Below are 14,195 nucleotides of genomic sequence, written 5' to 3' on the forward strand. Positions count from 1 at the left end.
GCGCGGACAGGTCGCGACCTGTCCCTCGAGAGGCCGGTAGCTCCTGAAAAATAGGCGCTTAGCGGCATCAGCAATTGCAATGCCTGCTATATTTATACTTTAATTCCGCTACTTATCCACCCCTTAACCTATAAAACTATGAAGAAAGTAATTTTGCTGTTCCTGCCGCTGCTGCTGGGCGCGTTTCAGGCAAAAGACACCGCCCGCGATAAAGCCCTGGATAGCCTTGCCACAGCCGAACGCGGCTTCTCGGCGGCTGCCGTGCAATACGGTATCAAAGCCGCCTTTCTGGAGAACCTGTCGGATGATGCGATTGTGTTTCTGCCCCAGCCCGTGAACGGCAAAGAGGGTTATGGGAAGATGCCGGAGAGCCCCGCTAAGTTAGAGTGGTACCCGGCCTATGCCGACATCTCCAGCGGACTGGACTGGGGCTATACCACCGGGCCATATGAGCTGCGCCTGAAGCCGGAGGATGCTGAGCCTGCAGCCGCAGGCTTTTACCTGACTGTATGGAAGAAGCAGCCCAACGGGCAGTGGAAAGCGGCCATCGACATGGGCAATTCATTCCCTGTAGCGCAGCTAAAGCAAGAGCCGTACAAGCCGGCCAGGAAGAGCGCACAGCAAAAGACAAAGGGCACCAAAACCGACCTGCTGGCAAAGGATGTACAGGCGGTGCAGCCCTATGCTAACGAAACCCTCATCTATCGCCAGAACATGTACCCGTACCGCTACAGTGAGGCCGCCATTGAGCCGGCAGCCAACATCGCATACACCACCCTCGGCCACGACATAGCCCCGGCCGCCGACATGGCCTTTACCTACGGCAGCTATACTCGTGGTACTGACGAAACAGGCTATTACCTGAAAGTGTGGAAAGTGCTGGACGGCCAGTGGAAGCTGGCCGCCCATAACCTGGTGCCGGACCGGAAGCCTTAATGCTTCAGTTCCCTTATCCCCAGCTGCGCGTTGATCAGCGGCGTTTTAGGAGCCAGGAAAAAGCCGGTGAGGCTGGCAAACATAATCGGGATAAACTGATGAAAGCCCGTCATAGTGGCCAGCAGAATTGCCGTGCTGATAGGAGTGCGGGTCACACAAGCGTTAATGGCGGCCATGCAGCTCACCATAATTAGCGGCAGGTTCTGCCCCGGGAAAATGTTGTTGAGAACCAGCCCTATAGCGGCACCCAGGAAGAACAGCGGGATGATAAAGCCGCCGCGCCAGCCGGATGTAACCGTAAAAGCCGTAGACAGAATTTTAGCCACCACCAGCGTAAGGAGAAACTGAAGCGAGAAAGGCTCCTCCAGTAAAATGCTGAGCTGCTCATGCCCGAAATAGCGGGAGAGCGGCACAAAATAGGCAATAATGCCGATGGCCAATCCACCCACAGCCATCTTTATATAGATAGGCACCCTGGCATGTTCAAAAGCACCCCGGAGTTTACGTACCGTGAAGATGAAGATCCAGCCTGCCGCCGTGCCTGCCAGTGCATACAGCATGGCATAAAAAAAGTCGTTGAGATCGGGTGCAGAATATATCGGGAAGTCCCAGGTAGGGCCAATGCCGATGTGCGTGATCAGGATAAAGATAACATAGCCGGCGCAGCTCGCCACCAGCGCAGGCATCAGTGCCTGGTAATACTCGCTGATGTGCTTGTGGTGCTGAATCTCCAGCGCAAACAGGCTTCCGCCCAGCGGGGCACCAAAGAGCGCTGTAAAAGCTGCCGCCATGCCCGCTATACTTAAAGAGCGCAGGTCTTCGCCTTTCAGGCCAAGCTGGCGGGCAATAAAAGTCCCTGTGGAGCCAACCACCTGCACCAGCGGTGCCTCAGGGCCAGCACTGCCGCCACTGGCAATACACAGCAGCGACGACAAGACCATAGATGGGTTGTACTTGGGCTCCAGTCGCCCGCCTTTAAAGCGGATATTGTTTACAACAAGGTCCATTTCGCCGGGGTCGCCGAGGAAGTGGATAACCAGCCCGGCTACCAACCCGCCCAATGTCATCACCGGTATCACATACAACCCCTGGAAGTGCGCCAGAAAATGCACCAGGCCCTCCAGCGCCGTCCAGTAAAGTCCGGCAATGATGCCACCTACAATGCCAACAGCCACCCACAGCAGAAACATCTTACTAAATACAAAAGGATTAAACTGCAACGGATAGTTAAGTTGGTTGCGGAGCGTAACGGCTAGTCGTCTTCTTTTAAAGTCCATGCGGGCAAAGGTAAGTTTTTTAGCTGAAATACGGTTAGTCAGCTTTCTGTGGCTCATAAGGAAGGAACATGAAGATAATAACATAAAAACTTGATGCAGAGAGGTGATATTTACGCGTTCTGCCGGATTAACGTAAAAAGACTTATGCAAACATTCCCAACCCCTGTGATGGCGTCGGACCTGCGCGAGGCGCTGGTAAATGACCGGGAGCGGACCTTAGAGAAGCTTTACGGCAAAGCTTACCCGATGGTACTCCATTACGTGTATCAGCACCACGGCACTGCCGACGATGCTCAGGACCTGCTGCAGGAAGCCATCATCCTCTTCTATGAAAAGGTGGTGCACGGGCAGCTTACCTTAACAGCAGCGGCTACAACTTACCTGATGGCCGTATGCAAAAACCTGTGGCGACGGGAACTGGAGAAGCGCAGCCGGCAGCAGGAGTTATCACCTGAGATAGGGGAACAGCTAAAGGAGGAAGTCCAGGCCGAGCAGCCGGATTATGCGCTTGCACCCTTTGTGGCGCAGCTCGGCGAAAAGTGCCAGGCAATGCTGGTGGCGGTATACTACCTGGGGCAGCGCATGGAACAGGTGGCCCGGGAGCATCAGTACCGTACCGTGCGCTCGGCCACTGTGCAGAAGTACAAATGCCTGGAGCGCCTGCGCAAATCACTGGCTCACTATACCATCAACCATTTCAGATAAGCACATGCGCCCGGAACTGGAGGAAATACAACGAGTAGAGGCTTTTCTGCACGGCCAATTGCCCGAGCAGGAGGAACTGGATATCGAGATCCGGATGCTTTGGGACCAGCCCTGGAAGCAGCAGATAGCGCAGCAGCAACTGGCGTATACGGCAGTACGCGAAGCCGGGCGGCTGCAACTGCGGCAGGAGCTTCAGGCTATCCATCAGCGGCTGTTCGGATAGCTGCAGGCGCCTGCTCTTGTACTTTGATTTAGCGGTTATACTACTTTCTAAAGCTTCGCCATCCGGTTTTCCGGAAGGAGGAAATGCTATTGCCTATACTTTTCAACCATACTCATAAAACCTACGCAAACCCATGTATACTTCTGCCTACACAAATGAATTCCGCAAGTTTGCTGTGCACAGCCAGGGCCTGAACGGCCTGCTGGTTGACCAGTACATGAACCACCTGCAAAGCATGCCGCACCTGCACCGCATCGATAACATGACGCGTTCGGTGATAGAAGAGCGCCCGACGAACTTCCGGGAAATTGACGTGTTCTCGCGCCTGATGATGGACCGCATTATCTTTTTAGGGATGCCGGTGGACGATGCCGTGGCCAATGTGATCACTGCGCAGCTGCTTTTCCTGGAATCGGCGGACGCGAAAAAAGACATCCTGCTCTACATCAATAGTCCCGGCGGCTCGGTGTATGCCGGCCTCGGTATTTACGACACGATGCAATATGTAAGCCCCGATGTGGCCACGATATGTACCGGCCTGGCAGCCTCCTTTGGCGCGGTACTGCTGGCGGGGGGCGCAAAAGAGAAACGTTCTGCCCTGCCACATGCCCGTATCATGATTCACCAGCCGTTGGGAGGTGCCCAGGGGCAGGCATCCGACATTGAGATCACCGCCCGCGAGATCCTGAAGCTGAAGAAAGAGCTCTATGAGATTCTCGCCTTGCACAGTGGCAAAACATACCAGGAGATCCACGACAGCTCCGACCGCGATTATTGGCTCCGAGCTGATGAAGCCAAGGAATTCGGGCTGATAGATGAGGTGTTGGAGCGGGGAGAACTGGAGCGGCTGAGTAGGCCGTAAGGCGGCAGGAGCCGTTAAAGCAAACAGTTTACTAGCTTGTGGAAGAATAAATGCAAATATTCATTCAAGTAAATCCCCTTTCTTTATAACTATTCCTCATAGTATGACTGTATAAAGTTCAAAAGTTCTTTTCCAACAGATGTTACCCTTAAAGAAGCATCTTTATGTGACTCTAAAACCCTAAAAGCTCTCTGGTCGTCAGAGTTTGTTAAGCCACCTCCAGTGCTAATTAAAGCTTTGTTCTCCATATCACTACAAAAGAGCTTAAATTCATCGCTTGTCACTATTAAATGCGGATTATCTTTAGTGTAAAGATTGTATAAGCTAGAGTAGCTGCCAATTTCTTTAAATGCATCTTCTTTGCTGTTAAAGTACAGCAGCATTTTTATTTGAAAGGGCTTTAAGCTATCAACATAGTTGATGAAAACATCCAGTAGACTTTCATCTATATCTATAGTATAGTTAATAGAGTCAACAAGTATTTGAGCCAGCATTTGATGCTTCAACTTTGACTTAGTCTTTAGTGCTTTGTCAAGTACCTCCTTAGTGATATCGTAGAAGTTTTCACTTTGAAGATAGCCACTGTTGAGTTTCGTTTGATCAAGTGTATGAATTTGTAATGAAAGATGCTCTATAAATCTTTCAAGGCGAGCAGACTTTATTCGGTTACCGTATTCAAAGAAAATTTCATTGAGTGCTGTACCTACTACTGGTACCATTCCAAAAGTAGACTTTATAGTGCTAATCAAAGCCTCCTTTGATGCTATTCTGACTTGGGTGGATAATCTTTCTTTTTGCATAGCTACTATTATAACTTCACACAAACATTTTGCGGTTCAGTAAAGAAGCGCAGTGCCTCAAAGCCGCCTTCTCTGCCAACGCCGGAGTTCTTCATACCACCGAAAGGCGTGCGCAGGTCGCGGAGGAGCCAGGTATTGATCCAGATGATGCCGGAATGCAGCTGGTGTGCTACTCGGTGGGCGCGGGGCAGGTTTTGCGTCCAGATAGTGGCGGAGAGGCCGTAGTCGGTGCAGTTGGCGTAGCGGAGCACTTCTTCTTCGGTATCAAACGGCATGAGCGTCACCACTGGGCCAAAAATCTCCTCGGTGTTGGTGCGGCAGTCGGAGGGGAGCCCTTCAATCACGGTGGGCGCAATGAACCAGCCTTTGGCGCAGCACCCTTCTACCTGAACCTGATGGCCGCCGGTCAGGATGGTGCCGCCTTCCTGCCTGGCCAGTTCGATGTACGAAAGTACCTTCTGCATGTGCTGCTCCGACACTACAGCTCCTTGTTTCGTTCTTTCCTCCAGTGGGTCACCGATCGTCAGGGCCTTTACCTTTTCCACAAAAGCATCCCGGAACTGCGCATACAATGGGCGTTCAATAAAAATGCGGGAGCCGCAGAGGCAGATCTGCCCCTGGTTGGCAAAAGAGGACTGGATAGAAGTATGGAGGGCGTTGTTGAATTCGCAGTCGGCAAAAATGATGTTCGGGTTCTTGCCACCCAGCTCCAGCGACAGCTTTTTAAACATAGGCGCTGCGGTGGCGGCAATAGAGCGGCCGGTTATGGTGCCGCCGGTAAAAGAGATCACCGGCACCCTCGGGTGCGCCACCAGCGCTGCGCCTACTTTGTGCCCATAGCCATGCACGATGTTGAGCACACCGGCTGGCAGCCCTGCCTGTATGCAGAGTTCCGAGAGCAGGTAAGCCGTCATGGGCGTTACTTCAGAAGGCTTGGCAACCACACAGTTTCCGGCCGCCAGGGCAGGGGCAATTTTCCAGGTGAACAAGTAGAGCGGCAGGTTCCAGGGCGAGATGCAGCCGGCTACCCCATGCGGATGCCGCACGGTATAGTTGATGGCCTCGGTGCCTTCCATGTAATGCGCTTCCGAGGCAAAGTGCTGGATGGCCGTGCCGTAAAACCGCATGTTGCTGCTGGCCCGCGGAATATCTACCGTTTTCGCCAGCTTTAGCGGTTTGCCGTTATCTACAGATTCCGCCTCGGCCAGCCGGTCCAGGTTTTGGTCGATCAGGTCGGCAATCTTCATCAGCAGCCGGCCCCGCTTTTCGGCAGACGTTTTGGCCCAGGCCGGAAACGCCGCTTGTGCCGCCTGCACTGCCTGCTCCACGTCCTGTGCGTCCGAATCCGGAATTTGCACATATACTTCCCCCGTGGCCGGGTTATAGTTGTCGAGGTACTGCCCCGCCGCAGGTGCCACTAGCTGCCCGTTGATGTAGTTCTGAATCTGCTGCACTGCGAGAGTAATTAGAAATGTGTTTTCCTGTACCGGGCCCAACCACCCCTACCCCTCCTTGGATAAGGAGGGGTAGGGGTGGTTGGATAACTCCTGCCTAGATGCTTCCCGTTCTGCCGCCATCCACAGCCAGGCTCACGCCATTGATATACGCTGCCGCAGGAGTAGCTAAAAAGGCAGCGGCGGCGGCTACTTCTTCCGGCTCGGCAAAGCGGCGGGCGGGTATGGCGGCTTCCATCTCCTGCTGTACGTCCTCTTTGCTGCGCCCCGACTTCTCGGCCCGGCTCTCCACAAGCGAGTAAATGCGGCCGGTTTTGGTGGAACCCGGAAGCACATTGTTGACGGTAATGCCATACTGCCCCAGTTCATTCGCCATAGTTTTAGCCCAACTGGCTACAGCGCCGCGCGTGGTATTCGACACTCCTAAACCTGCGATCGGCTCTTTTACCGAAGTGCTGATGATGTTGATGATGCGCCCATAGCCGGCTCTTTTCATGAGCGGCACCACTGCCTGCACCAGCTGGTGGTTATTGATCAGGTGCATGTTAAACGCTTTGAGGAACTCCTCCGGCTTTGCCTCTGTGATGGGACCGCCGGGAGGGCCGCCGGTGTTGTTCACCAGTACATGCACGGTTTCCTGTTGCTGCACATACTTCTGTATCTTCTGCGCCACCTCGTCCGGGTTGGCGAAATCGGCCACCAGGTAGTTGTGTTGCTGCCCCTGTGTGCTGTCCAGTTCCTTGGCTATTTCCTGCAGCTTGTCCTCGTTGCGGGCCACCAGCGTAATGCTGGCCCCAAGCTGCGCCAACTCAAGAGCAATGGCCCTGCCGATGCCTTGGGTGCTGCCGCACACGATCGCGCGTTTGTCTTTCAGGTTTAAGTTCATAGGTTAAATGTACGCAAATCCGATGAAAAGATGTGCCCCTGCGCTGTTGCCTGCGCATCAGTTGCAACAGCAAACCAGCCGCCCCGGGGAGTTGGAAATTGCCATTTATGCTTCCTTTTTCGTACTTTCAACTGTTCATCTAATGCAACTAGAAAATGGCTATACTACGACCTTTTAATTTTAAGAAGTGGATTGACGAAAACCGCCACCTGCTCAAGCCACCTGTAGGCAACCAGGTAGTATACAAAGGCAACGAAGACTTCATCATCATGGTAGTGGGTGGTCCCAACTCCCGCAAGGACTACCACGACGATGCTGGCGAGGAATTTTTTTATCAACTGGAAGGTGACATTGTGCTGAAGATCATTGAAGATGGCAAGCCGGTGGATGTGCCGATTAAAGAAGGGGAGATCTTTCTGGTGCCGCCCCATGTGCCGCACTCACCCCGCCGCCCCGCCAACACAGTTGGGCTGGTAGTGGAGCGCTACCGCAAACCCGGCGAGCAGGATGGCTTTCTGTGGTTTTGCGAGAATTGCGGCCACAAACTCTATGAGGAGTTTGCCGATGTTACTGACATTGTGGAGCAGCTACCCGTGATCATGAACAACTTCTGGGAGAGCGTGGAGCACCGCACCTGCAGCAACTGCGGCGAAGTGATGGCGCCGCCAGCCAAACCGATGTAAAGGACACAGGACGTAAGACACAAGACCTTCGTTTTGTAAGCTACACCACCAGGCAAGTGGGCCAAGCGCTAGTTAGAAGTTGGCTTTAAGTTCACTACAAGTTGCTACTTTGCTCAAACTTGCGGTAGCGAAGTTTTGTAGGAAGTCGTAAGGTTAGCCGTGCAGGCACCGACACGACCATTCATCAGCAAACAACTCATGGTGTGAAGGACACGGGCTGCAAGCCCGCGCCCGTGAGTGCTAAAAGAGAAGGGTCTTGTGTCTTACGTCCTGTGTCTTGTATCCTAAAAAGGAGTAAAGGCCGTTTCAGTTGCCCTTACCAAACCCTGTGCGTATAGCCTTATACTTACCCATTGCCTATGCCAGAAAATATGCCTATACATCCTGTTGATGACCTGCTGAAAGTGGACATCCACACGCACATTCTGCCGGCTACCTGGCCGAACCTGCGGGATCAGTACGGGTATGGCGGCTTTATCCGGCTGGAGCACCACAAGCCCTGCTGTGCCCGCATGATGATGGACGACAAATTCTTCCGCGAAATACAGGACAACTGCTGGGACCCCAAGGTGCGCATGCACGAGTGCAGCCAGTTTGGCGTAGGCGTGCAGGTGCTGAGTACGGTGCCGGTGATGTTCAGCTATTGGGCCAAGCCGGAGCACACCTATGATTTGTCGCGGCTGCTGAACGACCACATTGCCGGCATTGTAGCCGATTACCCCGACCGCTTTGTAGGCCTGGGCACCTTGCCGATGCAGGCCCCGGAGCTGGCAGTAAAGGAACTGGAGCGGTGCGTAAAAGAGCTGGGGATGGCGGGGGTACAGATTGGCACCCACATCAACGAGTGGAACTTAGAAGCGCCCGAGCTTTTTCCTGTCTTCGAAGCTGCCGAGACATTGGGCGCTGCCATTTTCGTGCATCCCTGGGACATGTATGGCAAAAAGAAGATGAGCAAATACTGGCTGCCGTGGCTGGTGGGCATGCCCGCCGAAACAAGTATGGCCATCTGTTCGCTCATCTTTGGCGGTGTACTGGAACGGCTGCCGAAACTGCGGGTGGCATTTGCGCATGGTGGCGGTTCTTTCCCGGCCACCATTGGCCGCATCGCGCACGGCTTTGAAGTGCGCCCCGACCTTTGCGCCGTGGACAACAACGTAAACCCGCGCGACTACCTGGGCAAGTTTTACCTCGACTCGCTGGTGCACGACCCCGCCGCTCTGGATTACCTGGTGAACCTGGTGGGCGCTAACAGCATTGCCCTCGGCTCCGACTATCCCTTTCCGCTTGGCGAACTGGAGCCCGGCAAATTAATCTCCTCCATGCCTTACGACCTGCACACCAAAGAGCGCCTGCTGAGTGGTTCTGCCCTGGAATGGCTTGGCCTGCAGAAAGCGCAGTTTGTACAGGAGGGGGTAATATCTGCAACGAAGACATAAAAGAGCATAACAAGTACTACATTTTGAGCGAGGTATTAGGGCGAGAATCCATAATTTAGCTGCGAGTTTTGTATGAAAGCATGAAGAGAACTAAATAATTTAGCTATGTTTAGCTACTCTAAGGCAATCACTTAAAGCGATCCCATTTACCTTGTTTAATTATTTATGAAATTTAAACTTTTACTCATTTTAATACTATCCTCAACTGCTGCATTTGCGCAAATACAAACGGAGAAAGGCAGTATGACCCTCGCAAGCGGGGACGTTTTAACAGGTGCCATCACGTACTTCTATGATAGCCCTTCCGAGGTTATTCTTTACGATGAGATGGGGGTAAAGAAGGTGTATGAACCGAAGCAGGTACAAACTATTAAACTTGATAACGGGGAAAAATTTATAACAAAATACTATCGAGTAAATAACGATAGCTCTGCGCTGCTCCTGCAATCGTTAATTGAGTCTCCCGGAATTAGTTTAATGATGATGGAGAATAATGCCACCGTGTATTATTATGTATCGAAGGGCAACACCTTGTATAGGCTTGAGAACAATGATGTAGAGGTAAGACAAGGCGGAACAGTATACAAACGAAAGGATAATAAGTATATTGGGACGCTCAGTTCGCTGATGGCTAACCGGTTTGACCTGCTTGAAGGAATAACGAAAACCAGCCTGAATGAAAAAGACCTGACCAAACTGGTTTTAGATTATAACAAAGGGAATATCTCTTATTCCTGGAGGTCTGATAATGCATCAGCAAAAGAACACAACTGGGTCTTCTTTGCCCAATACAGTCACTACGGCTCTTCACCGGACAATCCTGTAACAAGTCGCTCATCTGGTCAAATGCTAGGGCTGCAGTACTATTTCTCAAAGCATAGCCGCCATTCCCTAAAAGTTTCCTTCGATCACTCTTATCATAGACTGGGAGGCGATCGCATAGAGGCAACAGGGTTAGGCTTCAGGTACGAATACGCCTTCAAAAAAGCAGAAACTTATGGCGTATACCTGCTGGTACAATTAGCGGATGTAGCATATTTAGTCGAGACAGAAGAGGGAGAGCAGCAAACGTACAGCCACTTAGCGCTCCTGCCTGGATTTAGCCCTGGTTTAGGATTTGAGGTAAAGCCCTGGTCTAAGCTGGCTTTTTATGCTGAAATCAATTACCTGCTGCGATTAGATGAAATTCCTAAATCATTTAGCGTTGGCCTGAAGTATGATTTTGGGAAAACATCCTGGTAAACTGTAACAGCCATTCACAAAGGAGGCAGGAAAAGCAAGATGCATTAGCAAAGTGTTCCATTTTCCCCAGGTATCAGTGCAGGAATTGTCGGTATTGCTTCTGATTATATCTTATCTTCGCATAGCTAACAGCTTATGTATAAAACATTCCGCACTACATGAACTATCAGAATACCCTTGCCTTTGCGCAGGAGCAAGACCAGAACGACCCCTTACGCCACTTTAAAGACAAGTTTTATTTTCCGCAGGTAAATAAGCAGGACGCTATCTACTTCTGCGGCAACTCGTTGGGGCTGCAGCCAAAGTCGGCGCAGATGTACATCGACAACGAGATGTATAAATGGGCTAATCTGGCGGTAGAAGGCCACTTTAAGGGTGAAGAACCGTGGATCAACTACCATGAATTGCTCGCTCCTGCCGCTGCCCGCGTGGTGGGCGCCAAAGAAAACGAGGTGGTGATCATGAACCAGCTCACCGTGAATCTGCACCTGCTGCTGGTATCGTTTTACCGGCCGCAGGGCAAGCGCTTTAAGGTGATGATGGAAGGCGGGGCGTTCCCATCCGATCAGTATGCGCTGGAAACGCAGACGAAATTACATGGCTATACTCCCGAGGACGCGATCATTGAGCTGTTTCCGCGGAAGGGAGAGTATACTTTGCGCACCGAAGACATCCTGCAAAAGATACAGGAGCATGGCGAGGAACTAGCGTTGGTGATGATGGGCGGCATCAACTACTATACCGGGCAGGTGTTTGACATGGAAGCCATTACCAAGGCAGGCCACGAAGCAGGCGCTGTGGTGGGTTTCGACTTGGCGCATGCGGCTGGCAACGTCCCGCTCCAACTGCACGACTGGAACGTAGATTTTGCAGCCTGGTGTACCTATAAATACTTGAACTCTGGTCCGGGTGGCACCTCCGGTATTTTTGTGCACGAGCGCCATGGCAACAACCCCGACATTCCGCGTTTTGCCGGCTGGTGGGGGCATGATGCGGCGTCACGTTTTCAGATGAAAAAAGGCTTTATTCCGATGGAAGGGGCGGCCGGCTGGCAGGTAAGCAACGGCCAGATCCTGCCGATGGCGGTGCACCGCGCTTCGCTGGAGCTGTTCGACGAAGCGGGTATGGACAATCTGCGCGCCAAAAGTGAGAAGCTCACCGGTTACCTGGAATTCCTGATCAACGATGTGCATGCCGGCCAGGAGGTGCTGGAGATGATCACGCCCAGCAACCCCAAGGCCCGGGGAGCCCAGATTTCGTTGCTGGTAAAGCAAAACGCCCGCCAGCTGTTTGATATGCTGATGGCGGCGAAGATCATTGTAGATTACCGGGAGCCAAACGTGATCCGGGTAGCCCCGGCACCGCTTTACAACAGCTTCGAAGAAGTATACCGCTTCTCTGAGATTCTGCACCAGTGTCTGCAGGATTAAAATAGTTAGAAGTGGCGGTGCAAGAAAAATAAAGCTATAAATACTATTCTGGGTTTGATGTTGTATTCGGTAGTCCAGTTATGGCTAACTGTAATCTTTGGTAGCATGTTAGAATAACATCAGCCAACAGAGTTAAGCCTTCATCCTTGGCTACGCCTCGTTCATAGGCTTACGACTAACATTGCTAATTAGAACAAACCTGATGGCCTCATACAAATCATTTGAAACAGAAAGGTTGATCTTAAAGCCTACTTCTGAGGAAGATGCCCCTTTCATATACGAGTTGCTAAATGCTCCCAAGTGGATACAGTATATAGGGGATAGAAACGTCAGGTCTGTAGAGGAAGCAAAGGAGTATATTAGAAATAAGATGCAGCCCCAGTTAGAAAAGCATGGGTATGGGAACTATACGCTCATCAGGAAATCGGATAATGTAAAGTTGGGAATCTGCGGTCTTTACGACAGGGATGGGCTGGAAGGGATAGACATTGGATTTGCGTTTCTTCCGGAACATGAACAGAAGGGATATGCTTTTGAAGCTGCCAAGGAGGTTAAACGAGCCGGAATAGAAGAGTTTAGCATATCCCGGATAAGAGCAATTACTACCAAAGACAATGTGGCATCTCAAAAGCTTCTAGAGAAATTAGGGTTGAAGTTTAAAGGCATGGTGCAACTGCCAGATGATGATGAAGAACTTTTACTCTATGAGTTTGTAAATAAGCCATCGTAAAACCTGCTACATTATCTTCTATCTTTAAACAAATAATTCAGGGAAACACCGCTACTTATACCTCCATTACTTCCCGCTTAAACTGCTTCATTCTCCTGAAATAATCCCGGGCAGCCGCCATCACCTTCGGCGAGAGCAGCAGGGCAGAGGTCATCGTAGGAATAGCCATCATCGCATACATGCCGTCGATTAAGCTGATAACGGCAGTAATAGAAGCGGTAGCGCCCAGCAGAATCGTGAACACATAAAAGTAGTTATAGTAGTTTTTATACTTTGCCCCGAAAAGAAAGCCGAAGCATTTGGTGCCATAGTAGGAGTAGGAAAAGAGCGAGGTGAATGCGAAGATCAGCACGCACACCACCAGTATATAGCTTCCGAAGCCAGGCATGGCGCTATCGAATGCCTCCGCTGTTACGGATACACCGTTGGTTTGCGAATCTTTCCAGGTACCCGTCACGATGATGGCCAACCCTGTAAGAGTACACACCACCAGCGTGTCGATGAGCGGACCCAGCATTGCCACTAAGCCCTCGCGAATCGGTTCGTCCGTTTTGGCGGCACCGTGCATCATCGAGGCGGTGCCGATGCCGGCTTCGTTGGAGAAGGCGGCCCTTCGTGCTCCTGCTATGATGATGGCCCCAATGGCTCCACCCAACATGGCCTTTGCCGTAAAAGCATCTTCCAGAATGAGTGCAAAAGCGCCGGGTATACTGGTATAGTTAGATGCCATGATGTAAAAAACGGCCAGCATGTAGAGCACCACCATACCCGGAACCATTTTACTGGCCACCTGCCCGATGCGTTTTATGCCACCAAAAATCACCAGCGACGTGATCAGAACCAAGACGATTCCCGTAGTGAGGTTGGCGTAAAAAGGATTGGTCAAGCCCAGCCCGTTGGGTACCAGCACCACTTCGCGGAGTACTTGGGTGAGTTGGTTGGCTTGAAAAATAGGCAGGGCGCCAAATAAGCCTGCCACGGCAAAGAACACAGATAGCGGCCGCCATTTCCTTCCCAACCCTTCGATGATCACATACATGGGCCCTCCCTGCGGATCGCCGTTGCTGTCCTTGCCGCGGTACATCACCGATAAGGAGCAGGTAAAAAACTTGGTGGCCATGCCTACAAAGGCGCTCACCCACATCCAGAACAGCACGCCCGGACCACCGGTAGCAATGGCTACCGCCACCCCGCTGATGTTGCCCATTCCTACGGTAGCTGCCAGCGCGCTGGAGAGCGCTTCAAAATGGCTGATATCGCCCGGATCATCGGGATCATCATACTTGCCCCGCAGCACGTTGATGGCATGCCCGAGGTAGCGGAACGGCAAGAATCGGGAGTATAACATAAAGAAAAAGCCACCGCCCATAAGCAGGAGCAACAGAGGCAGGCCCCAGGCTGCATTGCTAAAATTTACTAAAAACTGCTCTAATACTTTCAAATTGTTCTATAGCTGATGTATAAGTATAAAGATAGGCAACAAAGACCGAAGTACATAGGTAAGCCTACTACGCAAATAGGGCGGGGCAGG

The 14,195-nt window shown here is 51.8% G+C and carries 14 protein-coding genes; 9 read left to right on the plus strand and 5 right to left on the minus strand.

Annotated elements, in window-relative coordinates:
* Positions 1-138: 138 nt before the first annotated feature.
* A complete protein-coding gene (locus ABDW72_RS19295) occupies positions 139-936 on the plus strand; it encodes a YybH family protein (protein WP_347160246.1) in 798 nt (265 codons plus the stop codon).
* On the opposite strand, the gene ABDW72_RS19300 is transcribed toward ABDW72_RS19295, so the two are convergent.
* A complete protein-coding gene (locus ABDW72_RS19300; RefSeq protein WP_430438169.1) occupies positions 933-2,213 on the minus strand; it encodes a chloride channel protein in 1,281 nt (426 codons plus the stop codon). The genes ABDW72_RS19295 and ABDW72_RS19300 overlap by 4 nt on opposite strands.
* 144 nt (positions 2,214-2,357) lie before the next feature.
* Here ABDW72_RS19300 and ABDW72_RS19305 point away from each other — a divergent pair, with 144 nt between their 5' ends.
* From ABDW72_RS19305 to ABDW72_RS19315, 3 genes are all read left to right on the plus strand, one after another.
* Positions 2,358-2,918, plus strand: a complete 561-nt coding sequence (locus tag ABDW72_RS19305) for an RNA polymerase sigma factor (RefSeq protein WP_347160248.1) — start codon at positions 2,358-2,360, stop codon at positions 2,916-2,918.
* A 4-nt stretch (positions 2,919-2,922) separates the two neighbouring features.
* Positions 2,923-3,141, plus strand: coding sequence for a hypothetical protein (locus ABDW72_RS19310; protein ID WP_347160249.1), 219 nt, complete (start codon positions 2,923-2,925; stop codon positions 3,139-3,141).
* 133 nt (positions 3,142-3,274) lie between these two features.
* The gene (locus tag ABDW72_RS19315) at positions 3,275-4,003 is read left to right on the plus strand and encodes a ClpP family protease (protein ID WP_347160250.1); all 729 of its coding nucleotides are present in this window, start codon (positions 3,275-3,277) and stop codon (positions 4,001-4,003) included.
* An 89-nt stretch (positions 4,004-4,092) separates the two neighbouring features.
* Here the strand turns inward: ABDW72_RS19315 and ABDW72_RS19320 are convergent, their stop codons facing one another.
* From ABDW72_RS19320 to ABDW72_RS19330, 3 genes are all read right to left on the minus strand, one after another.
* Entirely contained in the window at positions 4,093-4,803 is a 711-nt protein-coding gene (locus ABDW72_RS19320; RefSeq protein ID WP_347160251.1) for a hypothetical protein, read from the minus strand.
* A gap of 8 nt (positions 4,804-4,811) precedes the next feature.
* The gene (locus tag ABDW72_RS19325; RefSeq protein ID WP_347160252.1) at positions 4,812-6,257 is read right to left on the minus strand and encodes an aldehyde dehydrogenase; all 1,446 of its coding nucleotides are present in this window, start codon (positions 6,255-6,257) and stop codon (positions 4,812-4,814) included.
* 97 nt (positions 6,258-6,354) lie between these two features.
* The gene (locus ABDW72_RS19330; RefSeq protein WP_347160253.1) at positions 6,355-7,143 is read right to left on the minus strand and encodes an SDR family oxidoreductase; all 789 of its coding nucleotides are present in this window, start codon (positions 7,141-7,143) and stop codon (positions 6,355-6,357) included.
* 155 nt (positions 7,144-7,298) lie between these two features.
* On the opposite strand from ABDW72_RS19330, the gene ABDW72_RS19335 reads away from it, so the two are divergent.
* From ABDW72_RS19335 to ABDW72_RS19355, 5 genes are all read left to right on the plus strand, one after another.
* Positions 7,299-7,826 carry a 3-hydroxyanthranilate 3,4-dioxygenase gene (locus ABDW72_RS19335; protein WP_347160254.1) on the plus strand — a complete coding sequence of 176 codons (528 nt, stop codon included), beginning with the start codon at positions 7,299-7,301 and terminating at the stop codon, positions 7,824-7,826.
* A gap of 359 nt (positions 7,827-8,185) precedes the next feature.
* Positions 8,186-9,262 carry an amidohydrolase family protein gene (locus ABDW72_RS19340; RefSeq protein ID WP_347160255.1) on the plus strand — a complete coding sequence of 359 codons (1,077 nt, stop codon included), beginning with the start codon at positions 8,186-8,188 and terminating at the stop codon, positions 9,260-9,262.
* Positions 9,263-9,427: 165 nt separating this feature from the next.
* Complete coding sequence (locus tag ABDW72_RS19345) at positions 9,428-10,504, plus strand: hypothetical protein (protein WP_347160256.1); 1,077 nt, start codon at positions 9,428-9,430, stop codon at positions 10,502-10,504.
* Positions 10,505-10,662: 158 nt separating this feature from the next.
* Complete coding sequence (gene kynU / locus ABDW72_RS19350; RefSeq protein WP_347160257.1) at positions 10,663-11,934, plus strand: kynureninase; 1,272 nt, start codon at positions 10,663-10,665, stop codon at positions 11,932-11,934.
* A 202-nt stretch (positions 11,935-12,136) separates the two neighbouring features.
* Positions 12,137-12,664 carry a GNAT family N-acetyltransferase gene (locus tag ABDW72_RS19355; protein WP_347160258.1) on the plus strand — a complete coding sequence of 176 codons (528 nt, stop codon included), beginning with the start codon at positions 12,137-12,139 and terminating at the stop codon, positions 12,662-12,664.
* A gap of 55 nt (positions 12,665-12,719) precedes the next feature.
* On the opposite strand, the gene ABDW72_RS19360 is transcribed toward ABDW72_RS19355, so the two are convergent.
* Positions 12,720-14,105 carry an alanine/glycine:cation symporter family protein gene (locus ABDW72_RS19360; protein WP_347160259.1) on the minus strand — a complete coding sequence of 462 codons (1,386 nt, stop codon included), beginning with the start codon at positions 14,103-14,105 and terminating at the stop codon, positions 12,720-12,722.
* Positions 14,106-14,195: the final 90 nt, after the last annotated feature.

Origin of the sequence: Pontibacter chitinilyticus, assembly GCF_039748935.1 — a bacterium.
Taxonomy (GTDB): Bacteria; Bacteroidota; Bacteroidia; order Cytophagales; family Hymenobacteraceae; genus Pontibacter; species Pontibacter chitinilyticus.